21 protein-coding genes are annotated in these 22,466 nt (G+C 43.2%); 5 read left to right on the plus strand and 16 right to left on the minus strand.

The genetic code is table 11. The features are described from left to right. Positions 1-121 precede the first annotated feature (121 nt). Both ACT3IB_RS11020 and ACT3IB_RS11025 read left to right on the plus strand, forming a co-directional pair. Positions 122-1,264 (plus strand): hypothetical protein, encoded by a 1,143-nt coding sequence (locus tag ACT3IB_RS11020; protein WP_491539069.1) that lies wholly within the window; start codon positions 122-124, stop codon positions 1,262-1,264. Between the two features lie 79 nt (positions 1,265-1,343). Next, positions 1,344-3,497 carry a PAS domain S-box protein gene (locus ACT3IB_RS11025; protein WP_491539070.1) on the plus strand — a complete coding sequence of 718 codons (2,154 nt, stop codon included), beginning with the start codon at positions 1,344-1,346 and terminating at the stop codon, positions 3,495-3,497. Here ACT3IB_RS11025 and coaBC read toward each other — a convergent pair. From coaBC to ACT3IB_RS11065, 8 genes are all read right to left on the minus strand, one after another. Next, positions 3,494-4,696, minus strand: a complete 1,203-nt coding sequence (gene coaBC / locus ACT3IB_RS11030; RefSeq protein ID WP_491539071.1) for a bifunctional phosphopantothenoylcysteine decarboxylase/phosphopantothenate--cysteine ligase CoaBC — start codon at positions 4,694-4,696, stop codon at positions 3,494-3,496. The two genes, ACT3IB_RS11025 and coaBC, sit on opposite strands and share 4 nt — an antisense overlap. A 3-nt stretch (positions 4,697-4,699) precedes the next feature. Then, positions 4,700-4,993, minus strand: a complete 294-nt coding sequence (locus ACT3IB_RS11035; RefSeq protein ID WP_491539072.1) for a DNA-directed RNA polymerase subunit omega — start codon at positions 4,991-4,993, stop codon at positions 4,700-4,702. A gap of 15 nt (positions 4,994-5,008) precedes the next feature. Then, positions 5,009-5,587, minus strand: coding sequence for a guanylate kinase (gene gmk, locus ACT3IB_RS11040; RefSeq protein ID WP_491539073.1), 579 nt, complete (start codon positions 5,585-5,587; stop codon positions 5,009-5,011). Continuing rightward, positions 5,580-6,461 (minus strand): YicC/YloC family endoribonuclease, encoded by an 882-nt coding sequence (locus ACT3IB_RS11045; RefSeq protein WP_491539074.1) that lies wholly within the window; start codon positions 6,459-6,461, stop codon positions 5,580-5,582. Before ACT3IB_RS11045 ends, gmk begins: the two co-directional genes overlap by 8 nt. Before the next feature lie 174 nt (positions 6,462-6,635). Then, positions 6,636-7,685, minus strand: a complete 1,050-nt coding sequence (locus ACT3IB_RS11050) for an NAD(P)-dependent alcohol dehydrogenase (RefSeq protein WP_491539075.1) — start codon at positions 7,683-7,685, stop codon at positions 6,636-6,638. 85 nt (positions 7,686-7,770) lie between these two features. Then, a complete protein-coding gene (gene glmM, locus ACT3IB_RS11055) occupies positions 7,771-9,114 on the minus strand; it encodes a phosphoglucosamine mutase (protein WP_491539076.1) in 1,344 nt (447 codons plus the stop codon). Positions 9,115-9,206: 92 nt separating this feature from the next. Beyond that, positions 9,207-9,755, minus strand: coding sequence for a cob(I)yrinic acid a,c-diamide adenosyltransferase (locus ACT3IB_RS11060; RefSeq protein WP_491539077.1), 549 nt, complete (start codon positions 9,753-9,755; stop codon positions 9,207-9,209). Between the two features lie 76 nt (positions 9,756-9,831). Next, positions 9,832-10,455 carry an IMPACT family protein gene (locus tag ACT3IB_RS11065; RefSeq protein WP_491539078.1) on the minus strand — a complete coding sequence of 208 codons (624 nt, stop codon included), beginning with the start codon at positions 10,453-10,455 and terminating at the stop codon, positions 9,832-9,834. 218 nt (positions 10,456-10,673) lie between these two features. Here ACT3IB_RS11065 and ACT3IB_RS11070 point away from each other — a divergent pair, with 218 nt between their 5' ends. Genes ACT3IB_RS11070 through ACT3IB_RS11080 form a run of 3 tightly spaced genes read left to right on the plus strand, consistent with a single transcriptional unit; the run spans position 10,674 to position 14,141 of the window. Beyond that, on the plus strand, positions 10,674-11,378 hold the full coding sequence (locus tag ACT3IB_RS11070) for a succinate dehydrogenase cytochrome b subunit (protein ID WP_491539079.1): 705 nt from the start codon (positions 10,674-10,676) through the stop codon (positions 11,376-11,378). Positions 11,379-11,404: 26 nt separating this feature from the next. Next, entirely contained in the window at positions 11,405-13,324 is a 1,920-nt protein-coding gene (locus ACT3IB_RS11075; RefSeq protein ID WP_491539080.1) for a fumarate reductase/succinate dehydrogenase flavoprotein subunit, read from the plus strand. A 49-nt stretch (positions 13,325-13,373) separates the two neighbouring features. Then, the gene (locus ACT3IB_RS11080) at positions 13,374-14,141 is read left to right on the plus strand and encodes a succinate dehydrogenase/fumarate reductase iron-sulfur subunit (protein ID WP_491539081.1); all 768 of its coding nucleotides are present in this window, start codon (positions 13,374-13,376) and stop codon (positions 14,139-14,141) included. Positions 14,142-14,294: 153 nt separating this feature from the next. On the opposite strand, the gene argH is transcribed toward ACT3IB_RS11080, so the two are convergent. From argH to ACT3IB_RS11120, 8 genes are all read right to left on the minus strand, one after another. Further along, a complete protein-coding gene (gene argH / locus ACT3IB_RS11085) occupies positions 14,295-15,584 on the minus strand; it encodes an argininosuccinate lyase (protein WP_491539082.1) in 1,290 nt (429 codons plus the stop codon). 3 nt (positions 15,585-15,587) lie between these two features. After that, on the minus strand, positions 15,588-16,646 hold the full coding sequence (locus tag ACT3IB_RS11090) for a M20 family metallo-hydrolase (protein ID WP_491539446.1): 1,059 nt from the start codon (positions 16,644-16,646) through the stop codon (positions 15,588-15,590). Then, positions 16,640-17,416, minus strand: coding sequence for an acetylglutamate kinase (argB, locus tag ACT3IB_RS11095; RefSeq protein ID WP_491539083.1), 777 nt, complete (start codon positions 17,414-17,416; stop codon positions 16,640-16,642). Before argB ends, ACT3IB_RS11090 begins: the two co-directional genes overlap by 7 nt. After that, on the minus strand, positions 17,416-18,351 hold the full coding sequence (locus ACT3IB_RS11100) for an N-acetylornithine carbamoyltransferase (protein ID WP_491539084.1): 936 nt from the start codon (positions 18,349-18,351) through the stop codon (positions 17,416-17,418). The genes argB and ACT3IB_RS11100 overlap by 1 nt, the downstream gene beginning before the upstream one ends. Further along, a complete protein-coding gene (locus tag ACT3IB_RS11105) occupies positions 18,348-19,490 on the minus strand; it encodes an aspartate aminotransferase family protein (RefSeq protein WP_491539085.1) in 1,143 nt (380 codons plus the stop codon). The genes ACT3IB_RS11100 and ACT3IB_RS11105 overlap by 4 nt, the downstream gene beginning before the upstream one ends. Before the next feature lies 1 nt (position 19,491). Continuing rightward, the gene (argC, locus tag ACT3IB_RS11110; protein WP_491539086.1) at positions 19,492-20,469 is read right to left on the minus strand and encodes an N-acetyl-gamma-glutamyl-phosphate reductase; all 978 of its coding nucleotides are present in this window, start codon (positions 20,467-20,469) and stop codon (positions 19,492-19,494) included. Beyond that, on the minus strand, positions 20,462-21,658 hold the full coding sequence (argG, locus tag ACT3IB_RS11115) for an argininosuccinate synthase (protein ID WP_491539087.1): 1,197 nt from the start codon (positions 21,656-21,658) through the stop codon (positions 20,462-20,464). Before argG ends, argC begins: the two co-directional genes overlap by 8 nt. Before the next feature lie 75 nt (positions 21,659-21,733). Next, entirely contained in the window at positions 21,734-22,297 is a 564-nt protein-coding gene (locus tag ACT3IB_RS11120) for a GNAT family N-acetyltransferase (RefSeq protein WP_491539088.1), read from the minus strand. Positions 22,298-22,466 lie beyond the last annotated feature (169 nt).

Raw genomic sequence — 22,466 nt, forward strand, 5'->3', positions numbered from 1 at the left:
CGATATTAAGTTGGCATTTTGCCGTCTAATAATAGGTGTTATTCCATTGGAAATCTATGAATAATTTCCTGATTTAGACGAATCGTAAGATTAGATTTTAAACGAAGCGACCTTCCTGCAAATGGCTTATAGCTTTGAATTGGTAAGTACATCCCGGCAAATTGATGCATTTCATCAGTTACCATTTAGAATTTACGAAAACTATCCCCATTGGGCACCACCGTTTCGTTCTGAAATAGAGAGTATTTTTGATCGTGATGAAAATGTATTTTTTGATAAAGGGGAGTGCGAGCGATTTCTGGTTAAGGAAGGTCAAGAAGTTGTAGGACGTTTTGCAGTGATGAATACACCTGAGCGTGATAAAGTGCTCAATCCTACGATGGGAGGGATGGGGTTTATTGAAATGCAGGATGATTCCAAAATTGCAGAAGAAATTATAAATTTTGCCGCTGACTGGCATCAAGAGCGAGGATACAATGCCATGCGGGGCCCCGTAAATTTTGGAGAAAATGATATTTATTGGGGATTGCTGGTGGAAAACTATGAAGAACCTCCTATTTACGGGATGTTTTATCATCCACCGTATTATAAAGAATTTTTGGAGCAAACCGGCGCGGAAAAGCTCGATGATCACTGGAGCTATAAGCGTAGCTTTGATCAGCCCATACCTGATCGCATGAAACGTATTACAAACCGTATCGAAGCCAGATCGGATGTGACTTTACGATCACTGGATAAGAAAAATATTCACCGCGATGCGGAATATATTCGTCAGATTTATAATGATGCCTGGAGCCAGCAGGATATCACGGATCGTGAATCGGAATTTACCGAACTCACCCGTGATACAGTTGAGGTAATGATTGAAAAATTGAAGCCGGTCTTAATTCCTGAGAGCGTGCTAATTGCTTTTGTGGATGGCGAACCGGCCTCGTTTGTTGTTTGTGTTCCAGACCTCAATGAATTATCAAAAGAAACAGGGGGTAAATTGCGTTGGTGGCATTATCCCAAGCTGTTATGGTTTAAACGACGGGCACGGCATTTACGGACCCTTGTCTACGGTACGCGCCCACAATATCGTAAAATAGGATTAGAGGCACTCACATTTACGCGAGGTATTCAGTTTACAAAAAAAGCAGCGCCGGCACTGCAATATTTGGAGGGGGCTTGGGTGAGTGAGAGCAACTGGTTGATGCAGCGTAGCTTAGAAGCTTTGGGATGTTTCCATCATAAAACACATCGAACCTACAAATGGGAGTTTTAAATTTAATTCACGAAACTTGAATTAAATAGATTGATCAGTTACCCTTAGCCTAAAGTAAAAGGACAAGTCAACATCATCTATGGATCGGTCACTCTTTGATCTAAACCCCAACCCCGTTCTTATCTATGATAAGGATTCGCTTGATATCCTGGAAGCCAACGGTGCCTTTTTTGAAAAATATGGGTTTCAAAAAGATGAGCTCAAATCTTTGAATTTGTATGATTTGCGTCCGAAGGAGGCTCGCGAAGAGCTGCATCAGGCGATTGCAAATCGTAAAGAAAATGAATCCAATCATATCGAGGTTGCCCGCCATCAAACGAAAGAAGGTCATCTTATTTATGTGATGGTTTCCTCGCATCCCTATAAAAATGGGTACAAAAATGCGCGTATGGTATTTATCCATGATGTGACGGAACGTGTCGAGGCCGAAGAAAAAGCGAAAAAAGCATTCGATGAGTTAAATCATCACGTAAATCACAGTCCGCTGGCCATGATAAAATGGGACGCGGATTTTAAAATTATTGAATGGTCTGAAAGGGCAAATGAGATTACCGGTTATCCCGAAAGCTTAGTGCTGGGACATTCTCCCGAGGTATTTAATTTTTATGAAGATGATCTCCAGGTGGTCAAGAGAAATATGGATTACCTCATAAGTGGACAGGGGGATAAAACGCACTTTGAGGTTAAAATGTACCATCGAGACGGTCATTTAGTAGATCTTAGTGTCCATACTTCCGTGATGCGAAATGAGAGTGGTGATCTGATTTCCGTTCTTACATTTATTGAGGATGTGACTGATGAAAAACAGGCGGAGATTCGATATCAACGGTTGTTTGAAAATGCCAACGACGGCATTTTTATCATGGATGGAAATGAGTTCATTGAATGTAATACTCAAGTCCTAAATATATACGGATTAAATTCAAAAGAGCAGATTTTAGGGAAGTCGCCCATTGACTTTTCGCCCAAATTTCAGCCAGATGGACAACATTCTGCTGCAAAGGCACGCAAAAAAATCCAGGAAGCCCTTGAGGGAACACCTCAAGTATTTGAATGGCAGCATCGGACCTGGGGTGGCAAAAAGGTAGATGTAGAAGTAAGCTTGAATCGACTGCAATTGATCGATGATGTTTATGTGCAGGCTATTGTACGGGATCTGACAGAACAGAAAAAAGCACAGGAAAAGCTTCGTAAAAGTGAAGAGTTATTTCGGAAGCTCTTTTTAAAGGCACCCGGTGCCATGGTAATGATCGATACTGAGAACAGGGTGCAGAAAGTAAATAAAAGCTTTGAGGAACTTTTCGGTTATACCGAAGAAGAGCTTCTGAATGAGGATATTGATGAAATCATTGTTGGTGAAGAGAATGATCAAATTGTACCTCGTATGCCTGACGAAGGCTTTGAGGAAGATAAGTTTTACACTGATATCATCAGATATAACAAACAGGGCGAAAAACTTAATCTTTTGTTAGGAGCGATTCCTGTTTATTTGGATGATGATCCTATTGCCGGTTTTGGTATTTACGTGGATATTACAGAGCAGAAAAAATACCAAGAGCAGTTAAAACAGTCGGTCAAAGAAAAGCAGGTCTTGCTGGAGGAGATTCATCACCGGGTAAAAAATAACCTGGCCATCATTTCTGGGATGTTACAGCTACAGGCATTTGAGGCGGATAATGAGGAAATCAGAAATGCCTTGAATGATGGACAGCTGCGGATACAATCAATCGGTATTGTACATGAGCTGTTGTATCAATCAGAGAATTTTGTTGATATCTCTTTCGAAGAGTATATATCAAAATTAATTGAAACGATTAAAAACACGCTGCCATTTAATCATCAGCATATTGATGTGAAGGTGGATACCGGAGATGTTTTGCTGGATATTAATCAAGCTATACCCACTGCAATCCTCATCAATGAGCTGGTAACTAATGCCTATAAGCATGCATTTGACGATGATCAGCCGGGGACAATAGAGATTCTACTTAGAGAATTGGATCAGGAAATTTCGATTATTGTCCGTGATGATGGGAAAGGGTTGCCGGACGATTTTTTGGTGGAAGACCACGCTTCAATTGGTATGAACCTAATAGAAACTTTGACCAATCAGCTGGAAGGAGAGCTTTTTTACACCTCGGATGAAGGAACAGAATTCAAGGTTGTTTTTGAAAGTAAGAAGCAAAGCGGCAGTGGAAGTATCCTGCTTTCTAATGGGAAGGGAGCAAGTTAACTGTTGTTAAAGATGTGAGACAATATTTGTTGGGCAACTTCAGACTTTAAACCTTCGATCTGTATAGCGTCTTTTTTGCCGAGTACGTGCACCTTGTTTTTATCGGATTCGAAACCAGATTCCTCTTCACTCAGGGAATTTGCCACTATCCAGTCAGCATTTTTCTTTTTTAATTTCGCCTGAGCATTCTCAAGTAGATTTTCCGTTTCCATCGCAAAGCCGATAAGCACTTGCCCATTCTTCTTACAATCTCCAAGCCAGGCAAGAATATCCGGAGTTTGCTCAAGTTCAATGGATGAGTCGGCCTTATCTTTTTTGATTTTGTGTTGCGATGATTCTTCAGGAGTAAAATCCGAAACAGCTGCCGCCATGATGATCACATCGGCCTTAGCATGTTTTTTGATCTGCTCGAAAAGCTCATTCGCCGACTGGATTTCAATAGATTTAATACCCTCCGGTTTTAAGATGTTGACCGGACCGTGAATTAAGGTCACTTCTGCCCCTAATCGTTCAGCAGCTTCGGCCATGGCAAAACCCATTTTCCCGGAACTTGGATTGGAAATAAATCGGACGGGATCAATATGTTCTCGGGTTGGTCCTGCGGTAACTACTACTTGTTTGCCGGTTAAGGGACCCTCTGAATTATTTTTTTTTAGAATAGCGCGGATTTTTTTGAGAATAAGATCCGTTTCGGGAAGGCGTCCTTTCCCCTCCAATCCACTGGCTAAATAACCCTCTTCGGGCTCCAAAATGTGGTAGCCAAATTCCTGAATGGTGTTCAGGTTCTTTTGTACTGCCGGTGACTCATACATTTCTCCGTCCATAGTGGGGCAGATAAGTAACGGACAACGAGCGGCCAGCACCGTTGACGTAAGCATATTATCGGCAAGGCCTGATGCAATTTTACCAAGGGTATTGGCGGTGCAGGGCGCAATTACAAATAAGTCAGCCCATTCGCCCCAGGAGATATGCTGTGTCCACGACTGTGTGGCTGATCCATTTTCGGGAAAAACATCAACCGCAACTTCGTGTTTGGAAAGAGAAGAAAAAGTTTCGGTACCTACGAAATGAGTAGCAGCGGGCGTCATCGTTACACGTACTTCGGCACCGGCTTTTTGTAAGGCACGTAAAAGAAAAGCAGCCTTGTAGGCTGCAATTCCTCCGGTAACACCCAGTATTATCCGTATGCCGGATAACATAAATTAATCTTCTTCTTGTGGATAGCGGAAATAAATTTCTCCACGACGCATTTCTTCTATGGCACGCTGTGTAGAGTGGTTTCGCTTCTCAAACTCTTTTGAGATGTTTTCCTGTTCCTCATTGAAGGTAAACTCATCATCATCCTCAAAACCTTCGAAATACTTTAGTTTTTCGTCAAGCTCAAGCTTTTCCTGAGCAGCAATTTGACGTGCTCGTTTAGACATAATTGTAATCAGCTCGTACTGATTACCGGTGTCTTTATTCAGCTTTTCAATATCTAATGTTTTAATACCCATGTTGGAATCCAGCTTTTAATCAGTGATAAAGGGTTCAATAATATTCTTGACTTCTGTATATGCTTCTTCAAGATCGTCATTAACAACAGAATAATCGAAGCGATCGGCATACTTTATTTCCATTTCTGCTCTCTTCAGACGTTGCTGCAACGAGCTTTCCGTTTCGCTACCTCGCTTTGAGAGCCTGTTTTTAAGTTCTTCCAGCGAGGGCGGTTCGATAAAAATGGAAATGACGCCTGAGTTGTAGAGCCGCTGTACATTTAGGGCCCCCTTCACTTCGATATCAAGCAAGGGAAAATACCCAGATTCCACCAGTTTATCAACTTCAGATCGAAGGGTGCCGTAGCGATTCCCGCTATAGTGCTCCCACTCCAAAAATTCTTCGTTATTAATTTTTTGATCAAATTCTTCATCGCTTAAGAAATAGTAGTCTTCGCCATCTTTTTCACCGTTGCGAGGTTCTCGGGTGGTGGCAGATACCGAAAACTGTATCCGAGGATACTCCTTAAGCAGGCGCTGGGCAATGGTAGTCTTGCCGGCACCGCTGGGTGCTACTATTACTATGACTTTGCCCGGTGTGGTATTCTTACTCAACGTTCTGTACCTGTTCTCGAATTTGTTCTAAGCTTTCTTTGGCTTTGACGATATACTGCGATATCTCCGAGTCGTTTGCCTTGGAGCCAATAGTATTAATTTCACGATTAATTTCCTGACTCAGAAAATTAAGCCGACGTCCCACGGCATTTTCATTATTGACGGCTTCACGGAAAAACTTAATGTGGGATTGGGTGCGCACAATTTCTTCGGTGATGTCCATCTTATCCACTAAAACAGCCACTTCCATTTCCAAACGATCGGGATCGATCTTGTCACTCTCAATTAACTCGTTGATCCGTTCAATAAGATCTTCTTTAATCTCTGCGGAGCGTCCCTCTACTTTATCCATTACGATATTCAACATTTCTTCAATGTGATCGATACGCTGGTTGAGATCATTTTCGAGCTGACTTCCTTCTTGCCGGCGCATCTTTTTAAGCTCTTCTGCTGCATCTTTGACGGCTTGTTGAGAAAGATTCCAGATTTGTTCCTTGGTTTCTTCATCATCTTCGCGGGACTCGAAAATGTCATTGAATTCAAGAAATGTTTGCAGCGTGATAGGTTCTTCAAGACCCGCTGCCTCGCGTAAGTCATTAAGCATCTCTTTGTAACCCTGAACCAGATTCTCATTAAACGTTATCTCCGGTTCACCGGTATCCGATTTATCAACGCGGATTGACACATTTACTTTTCCCCGTTCAACATGGTCTTGCAGGATTTCTTTAATAACCAGTTCTTTATCTTGCAGTGTTTGTGGCAGTCGCAATGAAATATCAAGGTAGCGACTGTTAACAGATTTAAGTTCAACCGTTACCGTGATACCGTTTTCCGAAGCTTCGCCGCGCCCGAAGCCGGTCATCGATGTAATCATAGGGTTGTGAGTTTATATCCGATTAAAATTTTGGAATGCAAAAAATAAGAAAGTCTGGTGCAGCATAAAATTTTGTTCGCAGGAATCTCCAATTCAATATGAAAACCACCAGCGGTAATAAATATTTGGAATATTACAGCTGGTGGCTAAAGAGTATAAACCTTGTTTGGAGATTTAGTTTTTGAGCGACTGCATATCAATAACGAATCGATATTTGACGTCTGAATTGACAACTCGCTCGTAGGCCTCATTGATTTGCTGTATATCAATCATTTCTACATCACAGGTGATATTGTGTTCTCCACAAAAGTCCAACATTTCCTGGGTTTCTTTAATGCCACCGATGATCGATCCGGCAACACGTTTGCGACCCATGATGAGTCCACCACCATGCATTTCTTCAAGTGGTTCTATAGCTCCAACCAGTACCATGGTAGCATCAACTGCAAGAAGCTGAATGTATGGATCCAAATCATGTTTTACCGGTATAGTATTGAGCAAGAAATCGAAAGAACCTTGATGCTTTTCCATCTGCTCTTGATCAGTGGAGATGAGGACTTCATCGGCACCAAGTCGTTTGGCGTCATCTGCTTTTTCCGGAGAACGGGTAATCATTACAACTTCTGCTCCCAGTGCATCCGCAAATTTAACCCCCATATGGCCAAGACCGCCGAGTCCAATTATTCCCACTTTATCGTCCTTTTGTACATTCCAGTGACGAAGCGGAGACCATGTTGTGATTCCGGCACAGAGTAGTGGAGCAGTAGCATGAGTATCAATATTATCAGGAATATCTAATACAAATTCTTTGTCCACTACAACATGTTCGGAGTAGCCGCCGAAGGTCTGTTGGTCGAGATGCTCATTATGACCGTTGTAGGTCATAACCGCACCTTCTTCGCAAAACTGTTCCAGATCATTTTGACAGTGCTTACATTGCTGGCATGAATCAACCATGCATCCCACGCCCACCAGTTGTCCTTCAGAAAAGTGCTCTACATTCGCCCCAACTTCTGTTACGCGACCAATAATCTCGTGACCGGGTACTACAGGATAGATGGAGTTATTCCAGTCGTTTCGAACCTGGTGGATATCACTGTGACAAACACCACAATAGGTTATTTCAATTTCAACATCATCATCTGTAACTTCTCGACGCTTAATATTATAGGGTTCTAAATCTGCTTCAGAATCGTGTGCCGCAAAAGCATTAATCGTTTTCATTAATAATATTTTTGTTAATTAAAATTGCATTAATGCCCTATCAACGAGAATTGCGATTTATGCATTCAATTAATAGGGATAAATATTACTGAATTTTTTGGACTACCGATGTAGCTAACTCTTCTGCCTTTTCGGGAGTAATACCTTCAGAATAAACCCGAATAATCGGCTCGGTATTTGATTTTCTGAGATGTACCCAGCCATCCTCAAAGTCTATTTTAACGCCATCAGTGGTATCGGGATTGTAATCTGCATATTGTGATTTTGCTTTTTCGAGCAGGGCATCACCGTCAACGTCAGCCAGTTGCATCTTGCTTTTTCGCATATAATAATCAGGTAGGCTGTTGCGATATTCATCTGCGGTGAGATCGCGTTCAGCCAATAATTGAAGAATCATCGCTGTGCCTACCAGCGCATCCCGACCATAATGCAAGTCAGGATTTATTACTCCGCCATTGCCTTCACCGCCGATCACGGCATCTACTTCCTGCATCTTTTTAACTACGTTAATTTCCCCAACTGAGGAACGATGACATTTTTGCCCGTATTTTTTAGCTATATCTTCAGCCACGCGTGACGAAGATAAGTTGGTGGCACAAGGACCTGCTTTTTTATCCAGTAGAAAATCGAAGGCGGCAGCCTGGGTATATTCTTCCCCAAAAAGATTGCCCTTATTGGTTACCAGTGCCAACCGGTCTGCATCGGGATCAGTAACAATGCCAAGGTCACAATTTTTTTCTTTTACTAACTCACAGATATCACCAAGGTGCTCGGGCAAAGGTTCGGCTACGTGCGCAAAAATTCCGGTAGGTTCATTGTTTATGGCATGAACGGTATCCACACCGAGCGCCCCAAATAATTGGGGTAAACTTATGGCACCGGTACCATTCACAGGATCGATTGCTACTGAAAAGTTATTCGAAGCTATGAGTTCGCGATTAATGTAGGGTAGGTCCAATATTTTTTTGATATGATAGTCAAGCAGCTTGTTATCTTCTGTTACACTCCCTGTCTGATCATATTTTTTATAGGAATAGGATTTTTCTTCACTGATCTTGATCACTTCTTCACCCTGTTTATCATCCAGAAACTCGCTTTTGCTGTTCAGCAATTTCAACGCATTCCACTCCTCTGGATTGTGACTGGCAGAAATGATGATGGCCCCGTCAGCTTGATGTTTAAGGACTCCCATGGCCACCGTTGGGGTGGGAGCAATGCCCACTTTTACTACGTCGCAGCCGACGGATTGCAGGGTGGCGCAAACGATGTCTTCACAAATCTGTCCGGTTACGCGAGTATCACGTCCGACTACAATTTTTCCGCTGCCGGACCAGTGGCCGAAGGCAGCAGTAAAGCGTGTTAGGTTTTCGGGTGTAAGGTCAGTACCAAATACGCCCCGGATGCCCGAGACTGAAATCATTAAGCTCATAGATCAATAAAGGTTTGGATGTCATGCTGAAACAAATTCAGCATGATATTAGGATTTTTGAAGTATCAAATTCAGGCAAGGTCTTCTATTGGTTACTGTTTTTCAGGTTTCCAGGTTTCTTCGCGTACTCCGGCATTCTTGTTTTCATAGCGCGCAACTACAAAAAGAAAATCAGATAAACGGTTAAGGAACTTTATACAGTTTTCAGAAATATTATCAGACTTCGAACACGCTACCGTTGCCCGTTCAGCGCGACGGCAAATAGTACGAGCCACATGCAGCGTTGCGCCCGGCTGGGATCCGCCCGGTAAAATAAAATTTTTCAGGTTTTCGAGATCTTCTTCCAGCTCATCAATAGCATCTTCCAAAAAGGTAACATCACCTTCAGAAATACGCTCAATTCGGGTTTGGGATGATGGGGGCGTAGCCAGATCCGCCCCGAGTGTAAAAAGCAGCTCTTGAACCTTACGCAAGTATTTCGTGCCGGTAGCCGAAAGCTCATAACTAGTAGCTAATCCCACAAAGGAATTAAGCTCATCAACCGTCCCATAAGCTTCAATACGCTCATTGGATTTCGGAACCCGGGTTCCCCCAAAGAGCGAAGTTTCTCCTGAATCACCTTTCTTGGTATAGATTTTCATGATACGTAATTATTAGCTGAATTTTGAAGAGTAAAAGTACGGAGCAAGAAGCAGATTTTCAGATTTATTATAAGCCTTAATTGTTGCTCATGGTTACATGACCGCTTCCCAAGCGTTTCGTGGTTACACCGACATGTTCCAGCTTTTTAAGTGTATCAAAAAATGAATCCGCCTGATCTGATCGACAAGCCAGTGTTATAGTTACGTTCTCTAAGTATTGGGCCTCGAGCTCTTTGAGATCAAAACGATTTTTTAGCTGATCTATCTCTTTTTGCTGATTATAGGGATAGGTAATCTCTACGTTTTGTGTGGGTATAAGGGTACTGCGTTCAGCTTTAGTGAGGCAGCGTTCGGCCGATTGTCCGTATGCCTGAATCAATCCTGAGGTGCCTAAATTGGTGCCTCCATAATAGCGTACGACTACACAACAGCAGTTAATCATTTCATAGGATTTTAACTTATTCAAAATCGGTTTGCCGGCAGTGCCGCTTGGCTCTCTGTCATCTTGAGAGAATTCTTCAGTGTTTGTCGGATTTATTCGCCAGGCATAGCAATGATGCGTAGCATCGGGATATTTTGACTTAATGTCGTTTAACTTGCTCTCAAAATCTTCTTTTGATGCAACAGGAAATAGATAGCCAATGAACTTTGAACCCTTTGCACGGAAAGAATGTTGAGTTTTTTCAGTAACGGTATACAAAGTTGAAATTATTTTTTTGCGTTAGATAACGATTAAAGAGGTATAAGTATTAATACTCAATTTAGAATATTTCTGAATAAGATTTTACCCATAAAACCATGTTGCAGAACCTTGCCTTTTTATCCATTAAAACACATCTTCAACTCCTTGGACTAGGAATCCAAACGTTGGTGTTTTTTGCAGCGGTATAAACATTAGATTAAATATTATCAGTTACAATGCCCTCATTTTCAGACGCGCTAAAATCTCAGGTTGGTCGTAAGATACTAACAGGCATAACCGGAGTTGGATTAATTATATTTATAATATTTCATTTGCTGGGTAATCTCACTCTTTTTGGGGATGCAGCTGCCTTCAACCAATACACCGAAACTCTCGAAAGCTTAGGCTGGATATTATATATCCTAGAGGCCGGCTTGGCGGTTGCTTTTCTTTTGCATGCCTATGTAGGTATTTCGATTTGGCGACAACGCAGAAAGGCACGTCCCGAAGGGTATGAAAAATACCAAAGTAAGGGAGGACCCAGCCACCAGTCTTTTGCTTCAAAATCCATGATTTTTACCGGTATCGTCTTGCTGGTATTTTTAGTACTTCATATAGACATGTTTAAGTTCCATGATACAGGACTTATTACTGCTGAAGGCATAGATGGGCTAGGCTTGAAGGGCGTTGTTATTCAAACTTTTCTTAACCCGATGTATGCTTTTGGCTATACGGCAGTAATGATTTTGTTAGGCACCCATCTAAGTCATGGTTTCTGGAGCGCGTTTACTTCACTGACGATGAAGCATAACAAATATTCTTCTTTGATCTACACGGTGGGAATTATTTTTGCCGTGTTAATGGCGGTCGGGTTCCTATTTATTCCACTTTATATCTACTTTGGCGGAGGCTGTGAAGCAGCCCTCATTCAGTGCCAATAATCATTTTGCAAACCACTTTTAGACTTATGAATTTAGACTCAAAAGTTCCTTCCGGGCCGCTCGAAGATAAATGGTCCAAGCATTTGAATGATATTCAACTTGTAGCTCCCAATAATAAGCGAAAGCACGATGTTATTGTTGTGGGTACTGGTTTAGCAGGAGGATCTGCTGCGGCAAGTCTTGCAGAGTTGGGATACAACGTAAAAAGTTTCTGTATTCAGGATTCTGCTCGTCGTGCTCACAGTATTGCTGCGCAGGGTGGAATTAATGCTGCCAAAAATTATCCCAATGACGGGGATACCATTTGGCGCCTGTTTTATGATACGATTAAAGGAGGCGACTATCGTTCACGTGAATCAAACACGTACCGATTAGCTGAAATATCAAACGAAATTATCGATCAAGCGGTAGCGCAGGGAGTTCCTTTTGCCCGTGAATATGGCGGACTGCTTGCCAACCGCTCATTTGGTGGGGCCCAGGTTTCCAGGACGTTTTATGCTCGTGGGCAAACCGGTCAGCAGTTATTACTTGGCGCTTATCAGGCAATGATGAGACAAGTGCATAAGGGTAAAATTGAGATGCACACCCGGCACGAAATGCTTGATCTTGTAATCATTGACGGAAAAGCACGTGGTATTGTTACTCGTGATCTTGTCTCCGGTGAGATTCAGCGCTGGATGGCCGATGCTGTTGTACTTGCCAGTGGGGGATATGGCAATGCGTTCTATCTTTCTACGAATGCAAAGAATTCAAATGTAACAGCCGCATGGCGCTGTCATAAACGCGGAGCGGCATTTGCTAATCCTTGTTATGTACAGATTCACCCTACTTGTATTCCCGTTTCCGGAGATTATCAGTCGAAGCTTACGTTGATGAGTGAAAGCCTCCGTAATGACGGACGAGTCTGGGTACCCAAAGACAAAGACGATGATCGTCATCCTAACGATATTCCCGAAGATGAGCGCTATTACTATTTGGAGGAGAAATATCCGGCATTTGGAAACCTAGTACCACGTGATGTAGCCTCCAGAAATGCCAAGATCGTTTGCGATGAAGGAATGGGGGTTGGTCAAACTGGACGTGCCGTATATCTTGATTTCCGTGATGCAATTAAACGCGAAGGTAAAAAGGCTATATCCGACAAGTACGGAAACCTTTTTGAGATGTATGAAAATATTACTGACGATAATCCCTACGAGGAACCGATGCGGATTTTCCCAGCCGTGCACTATACTATGGGTGGGCTTTGGGTCGATTATAACCTGCAGAGCAATATTCCCGGGTTGTTTGTGGCCGGTGAAGCGAATTTCTCGGATCATGGAGCAAACCGACTCGGTGCAAGTGCGTTGATGCAGGGACTTTCCGACGGATATTTCATTATCCCCTATACTATTGGAAATTATATCGCTGATGTAGATCTGGATGAAGTCAGCAAAGATCATGAGGCTTTTGAGGAAGCGGCAAATAATGCTCAATCCCAAATTGATAAGCTGTTCGAAGTCGACGGTGATAAAAGCGTTATTGAGTTCCATCGTGAACTAGGACAGATAATGTGGGATAAGGTTGGAATTTCGCGAAGTGAAGAAGGTCTAAAAGAGGCTATCAGTGAAATTCAGGATCTTCGGGAAGAGTTCTGGAATAATGTTCGTGTTCCGGGCGAATCATCCAACTACAATAAGTATTTGGAATTTGCCGGTCGCGTTGCTGACTTTCTGGAACTAGGTGAACTGATGGCAAAAGATGCCCTGCATCGCGATGAATCGTGTGGCTGTCACCTGCGTGCAGAACATCAAACCGAAGAAGGGGAAGCACTCCGTAACGACGAGGAATATTCATACGTAGCGGCTTGGGAATTCCAGGGCGTAAACGGAGAGCTGCAGGAAGAGCTGCACAAAGAGGATCTGGAATTTGATTTTGTAGAACTGAAGCAACGCAGTTATAAGTAATGCAACTGTATGGAACTGCGTCTGAAATTTTATACTTAATAGCTTAATTATGGCTGATACATTTACCGTACATCTCAAGATTTGGCGACAAGACGGGCCCGATCAACCGGGTAAGCTGGTTGATTACACTCTCGATAAAGTAAATGAGCATATGTCCTTTTTGGAGATGCTTGACGTCCTAAACGAGGAAATTGTCGCAGAAGGCAAGGAAGAACCTATTGAATTTGATTACGATTGCCGTGAGGGGATTTGCGGCTCTTGTAATTTAGTGATTAACGGTCGGGCACATGGTCCTAAAGACATGACCTGTACCTGTCAATTGCACATGCGAAATTTCAGCGATGGTGACACCATTGTTATTGAGCCGTTTCGTGCCAAAGCATTTCCCGTTATCAAAGATCTTGTTGTGGATCGATCTGCCTTTGATCGCATTATTGAAGCAGGTGGTTATGTTTCGGTTAAGACAGGATCTGCACCTGATGCGAACTCAATTCCCATTGATAAAACTGTTGCGGATACGGCTTTTGATTATGCGACCTGCATTGGATGCGGTGCTTGTGTAGCGGCCTGTCCGAACTCTTCTGCTTCGCTCTTTACCGGTGCTAAGCTGGCACACTTGAACCGGTTGCCACAAGGTGAGCCTGAGCGTAAGAAACGTACGGTTGCCATGGTCGAACAGATGGAAGAGGAAGGATTTGGTGATTGTTCAAATTATGCTGAGTGCGAAGCTGTGTGTCCGAAAGGAATTTCCATTTCAGCAATAGCAGAAATGCGACGCAATTACATGAGCGCGGTATTTGCCGGCGATGAAGTGTAAACATTGACCAAACTGCTTTTTGTAGAATCAGTGACTGCTATAATATTTTTGAGCTTCGTAGCCCAGCTGCAAAGCTTTTTTAATTTGTTAGTGTAATACTTATCCGGGATCACTGCCATTAGCATAGAAATATTTGTTTCATAATATTTGAATTTACCTGTTAAATGCTGATTCAAATTTAATCCTAATTTCATTAGTGCACAGGTTGTTGATACTTCCCTCATGGGAATGGTTTACGGTTCGTTCGGGATTAAATGATCCCTCCATGATAGCTTTTCCAATGTTTCGATATGCATCCCTAAATGGGACACCGTTTTTAACCTGCTTGTTTACCTCTTCAACACTAAACAGGTAGCGGTACTTTTTTTCTTCAAGAATATCCTTATTAATCTCAATATTCTGTAGCATATGTCTACAAACTTTGAGACAGGATTTTAACTTTTCTACTGCAGGAAAAAGCTTTTCTTTGAGTAGTTGATAGTCGCGATGGTAGCCGCTCGGCAAGTTGTTGGTGATCATTGCCAACTCGTTGGGTAACGATTGGATCTCGTTACACTTGGCACGGATGAGCTCAAAAACGTCTGGGTTTTTCTTGTGTGGCATAATACTCGAACCGGTGGTCAGCTGTTCGGGAAATGAAATAAAGTTATAGTTTTGGTTGCAAAACAGGCATACATCCATAGCCATCTTAGATAGGGTGCCTGCCAATGCGCTTAAGGCAAAACTGGCAAATTGTTCAAGTCGGCCCCGACTCATTTGAGCTGCTACAGAATTGTATTTTAGCGTGCTAAATCCCAAGAGTTTGGTGGTCATATTACGATCCAACGGGAGCGAACTTCCGTAGCCTGCCGCCGAACCAAGTGGATTTTGGTTGGCAATTTTGTAGGTGGTATTAAGCTGGTATAGATCATCAACCAGACATTCGGCATAAGCACCAAACCAGAGTCCAAAGGAGGAGGGCATGGCCACCTGCATATGCGTATATCCGGGCATTAATACATTCTGATGTTTCTCACTAAGATGCAGCAGCTGGTCGAAGAGTTCTTTTGTTAGTTTTTTTATCTCCTGAACCTGATCCTTGGCATATAGATGCAGGCAGACCAGCACTTGATCATTACGGGATCGCCCGGCATGGATTTTCTTCCCTGTGTCTCCCAAGGCTTGTGTTAGCTCATATTCAATTTTCGAATGGACATCCTCAAACTGTTCTTCAATTGTGAATGAACCATTCTCAGCTGCTGTCTGAAGCTTTTCGAGCTCGTTTGCAAGTGCACGGTATTCCTGATCAGAAAGTAATTCAACCTCATTCAACATTTGTGCATGGGCCTTGGAGGCCTGAATGTCGTATTGGGCAATTTCTAAATCCAGCTCCCGGTCATTACCTACCGTAAACTGCTCAATTATTTCATTAGTAGATTGGTTTCCCTGTTTCCAAAGTTTCATCTGTTATAGTATTTGAATTAGAAGCTTAATGTAAGTGTTGATGCCTTCAATAATTTCATCTATATAAATGTACTCATCAGCGGTGTGAGAACGGGCTGATTTTCCCGGTCCAATTTTGACGGACGGAAACGGCAGTAAAGCTTGGTCTGACAAAGTCGGCGAGCCAATAGTATGCAAGCCGATATTTTTACCGGCCATTACAATAGGATGATCTTCAGCAATAAAGGAAGGTTGTAACCGCGTTGATCGAGGGGTTACTTCTGAAATGAGATGGTCCTGTATAATCGCTAAGGTTTCCTCGTTTGTATAGGCATCAGTAGTTCGGACATCCACAGTAAACGAACAGGAGGCCGGCACCACATTGTGTTTGGATCCACCTTTGATGATTGCAGGAGTCATTTTTATCGGTCCCAGAAATTCAGATTCTTTATCAAACTTATAGAACTGAATCCATTCAATGTCCCCAGAAGCAATATATATGGCATTTTGCCCCTCATTTCGGGCAGCATGACCACTTTCTCCCTTGGCCAGACAGTCGAGCACCATAAGGCCTTTTTCAGCTACCGCCATCTGCATTTGGGTGGGTTCGCCTACGATCCCAAATTTGATCGGGGGTAATTTTTTAAAGAGGGATCCAATCCCATTATTTCCTGAGATTTCTTCTTCCGCCGTTATTGCCAAAAGGAGATTATAGTTGAGATTTTTCTGCTCATAGAAATGAATAAAGGTTGCAATCAGCGAGCTTAAAGCCCCTCCGGCATCATTTGAGCCAAGCCCATAGAGTTTACCATTTGCTACATCAGGCGTAAAGGGATCCCGTGAATAAGCTGAGCTGGGTCGTACCGTATCGTGATGGGAGTTCAGCAAAATGGTTGGTTTAGTGGCCTCAAAATGTTTGTTTTTTGCCCAGATATTATTGAGATGTCGTTTTGCCTGAATACCATTTTCTGATAAATAATCACGGATTACTGTGGCCGTTTTAGATTCCTCCCTAGAAAATGAGGGGATGGCAATAAGCGCTTGGAGCAGATCAATAGATTGGCTGGCTATTGGATTCATAATGTTAGTTCAGTTCCCGTTTGGCTGGTTAGATTATGGGCATGTTTTATGTGCACATTTTGGATATCCTGATTCAGAGCTTCAAAGGCTGTCTCAAGTTTTGGAATCATCCCGTCTTTGATAACTCCTTCAGCTTTTAGACTGGCAAAGGTTTCTTTGCTCAGTAGTTCAATCAGGGAGTCATCATCATCGACATTCTGTAGTACTCCGTTTTTTTCAAAACAGTAGCTGAGTTTTACCTCGTACGTTTGGCAAAAGGCAGCAGCCAGGGTTGAGGCAATGGTATCGGCATTCGTATTGAGCAGCTGACCGTTGGTGTCATGCGTAATAGCGGAGATTACGGGAATGATTTGTTCATCCAGTAATCGGTTAAGGAAATACGTATTGATTGATTCACTATCAATATCGCCCACAAAACCATAGTCAATTTCAGTACCGCTTCGTTTTTCAGCAGAAATAATGTTGAGGTCTGCGCCTGACAATCCCAGCGCATTAGCAGATTGGGCTTGTAGCTTGGCTACAATATTTTTGTTGATAAGACCGGCATACACCATGACTGCAACATCGAGCGCTGGGCCATCGGTAATGCGTCGTCCGTCTTCCATCTGAATCGGGATATCCAGTTTTTGGCACAGGTCGGAAGCGGTACTCCCCCCGCCGTGCACTAATATTTTAGGATGGTCAAGATTCATAAATTCATCCATAAACTTTTGGAGCTGATGGTGGTTGCCGATGATGTTTCCGCCAATTTTTATGATTTCCAGTGTATTCATTATAGATCCTCCAGTAGGTTTTGTAGTACAGCTTGGGCAGCATATTCGCGATTTTTGGTCTGTTCAAATACCAGCGATTGGTCGATAACCTCATCGGTTGCTACTACATTTCGTCGGATTGGAAGGCAGTGCATGAATTTTCCATTATTCGTTAGATTCATTTTTTCCTGGGATATGGTCCAGTCGCCCTCAACTAATGGAGTTTGTCCATACTGGGAATAACTCGACCAATTTTTCGTATAGACGAAATCGGCATTGTCCAGCGCGGCTTGCTGATCATGGGTCATGGCAACGCCATCCGTAAACTTCTTATTGAGGTCATATTCTTTGGGATGCGCAAGGATGACTTCCGCATCAGTTTTTGTAATCCATTGTAAGAATGAGTTAGCCACTGCCTGTGGTAATGCTTTGGGATGCGGTGCCCAGCTCAATACCACTTTGGGTTTTGTAATATTTGATTCGGCAATGGTCGCCAGATCCGTTAGCGATTGTAGTGGGTGCAAAGTAGCTGATTCCAAGCTTATGATTGGGACACTGGAATGCTCTACAAATTTATTAAGCACTTTCTCATGGTAATCTTCCTGACGGTCTTTGAGATTTGCAAACGTTCGCACCCCCATGATATCGCAGTAGCCGCTGATGACCTGTACGGCATCTTTGATATGCTCCTGGGTTGAACCGTCCATTACAGACCCATCCTCAAATTCGATATTCCAGCCATCCTTGTTAATGTTCATTACAATGACATCCATGCCAAGATTTATGGCCGCGTTTTGGGTGCTCAGTCTTGTTCGCAGGCTGGGATTAAAAAAGATAAGTGCCAGTGTTTTATGGGTGCCCAGAGTAGATCGCTTACCGTTATTTTTTATCTCAAGGACTTGCTGTACTAATGATTGAGGATGTTTGATATCGTATACTGAAGTAAAATTTTTCATCGTGATTGGTGCTGTGTTAAAATGTTTTGCATTGCTACTATGAATTGGGTTGCCTCTTTTTTGGTAATTGTCAGTGGGGGGAGCAGCCGCAGTACATTTGGATTAGAGGAAACGCCAGTGATCATATGTTCCTCTTCGATAAGAGATTGTCGTAGTTCCATGATGGGAAAGGGGAATTCTATACCTATCATCAGACCACGTCCGCGTACCTCCTGGATTGGAGCAAGTGTATTGAGTTCCTTAAGAAGGTAGTGGCCTACCTCTGCGGCATGGGTGACGAGTTGTTCATGTTCGATTACATCCAGTACAGCCTCGGCGGCTGTGCAAGCCAAGTGATTGCCTCCAAATGTTGAGCCGAGTCGTCCGTGGGTGGCTTCAAATTCGGGGCTCAGAATGGTGCCTGCTACGGGAAAACCGTTGCCCATTCCTTTTGCTACCGTGATGATATCGGGTTGAATGCCGGCATGCTGGTGTGCAAAGAATTGGCCGGTACGTCCGAAACCCGACTGAATTTCATCGCAAATCAGTACGGTATTATATTTTTCACAAAGTTCTTTAGTCTGTTGTAAAAAAGTATTTTCGGGAATACGAATGCCGCCAATTCCTTGTATTCCTTCAATGACGACCGAGCAAACATCTCCTTGACTGATTTCTGATTCCAAGGTTTTAATATCATTAAGTTCCAGAAAAACAACATCACTACTTTTATTGATAGCAGCGGTGTAAGCATCCTTGTCAGTGATATTCAGCGCAGAGGTTGTACGTCCATGGAATGCTTTTTCAAACGAAATGACTTTCGATTTGCCGTTGTGAAAGGAGGCTATCTTAAGAGCATTTTCAATGGCTTCGGCCCCAGAGTTGCAAAGAAATAACTGGTAATTTTTATAGCCGGATTGCTTGCCAAGTTTTTCCGCTAATTTTTGCTGTAGTGGGTTTTGCACCAAGTTTGAATAGAAGCCGAGGTTGTTAAGCTGCTCGGTAATCGAATCAACATAGTGTGGATGACTGTGACCAATGGAAATTACTGCATGGCCGCCATAGAAATCCAGGTATCTGTTCCCGTCATCACAATACACATAACTGCCTTTGGCTTTTACGGGTTCTAAATCAAGTAGGGGGTAAACGTCAAATATTTCCATATTAGAAATGAGTGGGTTTAAGGAGAAGTCCATTGGTTTCATTGAGGCCGAACATCAGGTTCATGTTTTGGAGAGCTTGTCCGGATGCGCCCTTTAGTAGATTATCGATAATGCTGGTGATCAGCAGTTGTCCGTTTTTCTTTTGAAGATGTAAGAGGCACTTGTTGGTGTTGACTACCTGTTTGAGATGCAGCGGATCAGGGCTGAGATATACAAAAGGGCTATCGGAATAAAACTCCTTATACAGTGATTGGGCGTTATTCAGTGATATATCACACTTGGTATAAGCAGTGATGAATATGCCCCTCGTGAAGCTGCCGCGCATTGGTACAAAATTGAGCTCAGAATCGAAGTCATCGGATAACTGCGTGATGCTCTGTGTTATTTCCTTGACATGCTGATGATTAAGAGCCTTATAAACAGAGACATTACTGTTACGCCAGCTAAAATGTGTGGTGTCACTGAGCGAGCTTCCCGCCCCGGTAGAGCCGGTAATTCCATGAATATGCAGGTCATGTTGCAGCACCGATTCTTGTGCCAGAGGCAGCAGCGCCAGTTGAATTGCTGTGGCAAAACAACCGGGATTGGATACGTTTTTTGCTTTCTGGACAGCATCCTTTTGAAGCTCCGGTAGTCCATAAATAAATGGGCGTTGGTGATAGGATTGCTGCCCGTCAAGACGAAAGTCGCGACTCAGATCAATGATCTTTGTTGACGGATCCACGGGATGCTCTGTTAAAATATCAGCCGAATTGCCGTGACCGGTGCACAGAAAAAGTACATCAATATCACGATTGACCTCGGAGCTGAAGTGGAGATCTGTTTCTCCCAGTAGATCGTTGTGTATGGCCGTAATCGGTTTGCCGTTTTGGCTCCTACTGTATATAAAATCGATTGTTACTTCCGGATGATTAAGGAGTAGGCGAATGAGTTCTCCGCCGGTGTATCCCGATCCTCCAATAATTCCTGCCTTAATCATTGCTGTTCACCGTTTTATGGATATTAATTTGGTTAGATAAAATTTTGGCAAATCCCTTCACGTCTTCGCCGCTCCAGGTCTTGTTCATTTCGCCGTAATCTCCAAACTTTGTATTCATGAGATCATTCGGCGACGAAATGCCATCGATTTCAAACCGGTATGGATGCAAGGAAATTTTTACTGATCCCGATACTGTTTGTTGGGTCGATTCCATAAAACTCTCGATATCTCGCATTACGGGATCCAGGTATTGTCCCTCGTGCAGCATCATGCCATACCATTCGGCCACTTGGTTCTTCCAGTAGAGTTGCCACTTGGTAAGCACGTGTTTCTCGAGCTGTTTGTGTGCATTTATCAAGACCATCGGTGCGGCAGCTTCAAATCCTACTCGACCTTTAATACCAATTATCGTATCGCCTACATGAATATCGCGTCCCACCGCATAAGCCGAAGCGAGTTCATCAAGATACTGTATCAGCTTTACGGGTTGATAGTATTTGCCGTTTAGTCCGACCGGTTCTCCCTCTTCGAATATCAGCTCGATGGTCTGGGATTTTTGCTTCTCCAGCTGGCTGGGCCATGCTTCCTCGGGTAAGGGCTCGTCAGAAGTGAGGGTTTCTGCTCCGCCCACACTGGTGCCCCATAAACCTTTGTTAATGGAATATTTGGATTGTGCCCAATCGAAATCAAAGCCGTGATCTTGCAAAAATTTCACTTCTTGCTGTCGGCTTAACTGCTGGTCACGAATGGGGGTAATGATTTCTAAGTCAGGTGCGATTACGTTGAATACTAAGTCGAAACGTACCTGGTCATTACCTGCTCCGGTACTACCGTGGGCTATGGCGTCGGCTTCGATACTTTTGGCATATTCGGCGATAGCTACAGCCTGAAAAATGCGTTCCGAGCTTACTGATAGCGGATAGGTGTCATTCTTCAGCACGTTGCCGAATATCAGGTATCGGATGACATTCTGGTAAAACTCCTTGGTTTTTTTAAGTGTTTGATGCGAATCCGTACCCAGTGAATAGGCATGTTCTTCAATGTCCGTGAGTTGCTGTTCGGTGAACCCTCCGGTGTCGACCAAGACCGTGTGTATGTTGGCTTCAAAGGTTTCTTGCAGGTACGGTACGCAGTAAGAGGTATCGAGTCCGCCGCTGAAGGCTAGTACAATTTTTTTCTTGTTACTCATTGGTAATAGGGTTTAATGGTTCTTAAAGAAAGTGGTTTGAGGATGTCTATTAAGCTGATGTAGGTAAGGCTGTTATCAGCTCCGCCGGTTTTTGGTGTCTTCTTCCTTATTGGGATCGTAGAGCATGCCGGTACAAAGGCAGTCTTTGCGATCTTCGCTGGTCAGGATATCGTAATTGGGACAGCTTTGGCAACCCTTCCAGAACTCCTTATCCTGGGTAAGTTCGGAGAAAGTGACTGGCTTGTATCCCATATCAGAATTGATTTTCATCACCGCCATACTTGTTGTAATTCCAAAAATTTTGGCTTTTGGATATTTCTGGCGCGAAAGCTCAAAAATTTGCCGTTTGATACGCCTGCCGAGTCCCATCTTACGATAATGAGGATGAACGATGAGTCCTGAATTAGCAATGTAGTTGTCGTGACCCCAGTTTTCGATGTAGCAAAAGCCGGCTAGTTTGTAAATGTCCTCGTCAATGGCAATAACCGCTTTGCCTTCAGAGATCTTGTTTTTTATATATTCTGGAGCACGTTTGGCAATCCCAGTGCCGCGCTTTTTGGCAGCCTTTTTCATGAGATCGCAAATTTGATCTGCGTAACAGAGATGATCAGTGTCAGCTATGGTAATAGAAATATCCATCGTACGGCGATGTTTAATACAGCAGCGATACAGGTATTCGCTGGTAGAAATAAAAAGTTTAAAAAATGAGGGGACGAGAGGAGAGGTACATTAGCATGTACTCTCCTATTGGAGAGTTATTTTTGAGCCCGAAGGGCCCGTCGCCGTAGACGAAAGCGGAACGTAGAAA

The sequence above is a fragment of the Fodinibius sp. GM21 genome, assembly GCF_058386955.1.

Coding starts and splice junctions, on each gene's coding strand:
- ACT3IB_RS11020 (WP_491539069.1), top strand. CDS start 122: ATGGCTTATAGCTTTGAATTGGTAAGTACATCCCGGCAAATTGATGCA.
- ACT3IB_RS11060 (WP_491539077.1), bottom strand. CDS start 9,755: ATGAAAATCTATACCAAGAAAGGTGATTCAGGAGAAACTTCGCTCTTT.
- argG (WP_491539087.1), bottom strand. CDS start 21,658: ATGAGTAACAAGAAAAAAATTGTACTAGCCTTCAGCGGCGGACTCGAT.
- argC (WP_491539086.1), bottom strand. CDS start 20,469: ATGATTAAGGCAGGAATTATTGGAGGATCGGGATACACCGGCGGAGAA.
- coaBC (WP_491539071.1), bottom strand. CDS start 4,696: ATGTTATCCGGCATACGGATAATACTGGGTGTTACCGGAGGAATTGCA.
- ACT3IB_RS11120 (WP_491539088.1), bottom strand. CDS start 22,297: ATGGATATTTCTATTACCATAGCTGACACTGATCATCTCTGTTACGCA.
- glmM (WP_491539076.1), bottom strand. CDS start 9,114: ATGAGCTTAATGATTTCAGTCTCGGGCATCCGGGGCGTATTTGGTACT.
- argH (WP_491539082.1), bottom strand. CDS start 15,584: ATGAAACTTTGGAAACAGGGAAACCAATCTACTAATGAAATAATTGAG.
- ACT3IB_RS11050 (WP_491539075.1), bottom strand. CDS start 7,685: ATGAAAACGATTAATGCTTTTGCGGCACACGATTCTGAAGCAGATTTA.
- ACT3IB_RS11045 (WP_491539074.1), bottom strand. CDS start 6,461: ATGATTACATCGATGACCGGCTTCGGGCGCGGCGAAGCTTCGGAAAAC.
- ACT3IB_RS11105 (WP_491539085.1), bottom strand. CDS start 19,490: ATGGAAATATTTGACGTTTACCCCCTACTTGATTTAGAACCCGTAAAA.
- ACT3IB_RS11035 (WP_491539072.1), bottom strand. CDS start 4,993: ATGGGTATTAAAACATTAGATATTGAAAAGCTGAATAAAGACACCGGT.
- ACT3IB_RS11080 (WP_491539081.1), top strand. CDS start 13,374: ATGGCTGATACATTTACCGTACATCTCAAGATTTGGCGACAAGACGGG.
- ACT3IB_RS11025 (WP_491539070.1), top strand. CDS start 1,344: ATGGATCGGTCACTCTTTGATCTAAACCCCAACCCCGTTCTTATCTAT.
- ACT3IB_RS11070 (WP_491539079.1), top strand. CDS start 10,674: ATGCCCTCATTTTCAGACGCGCTAAAATCTCAGGTTGGTCGTAAGATA.
- ACT3IB_RS11100 (WP_491539084.1), bottom strand. CDS start 18,351: ATGAAAAATTTTACTTCAGTATACGATATCAAACATCCTCAATCATTA.
- ACT3IB_RS11075 (WP_491539080.1), top strand. CDS start 11,405: ATGAATTTAGACTCAAAAGTTCCTTCCGGGCCGCTCGAAGATAAATGG.
- argB (WP_491539083.1), bottom strand. CDS start 17,416: ATGAATACACTGGAAATCATAAAAATTGGCGGAAACATCATCGGCAAC.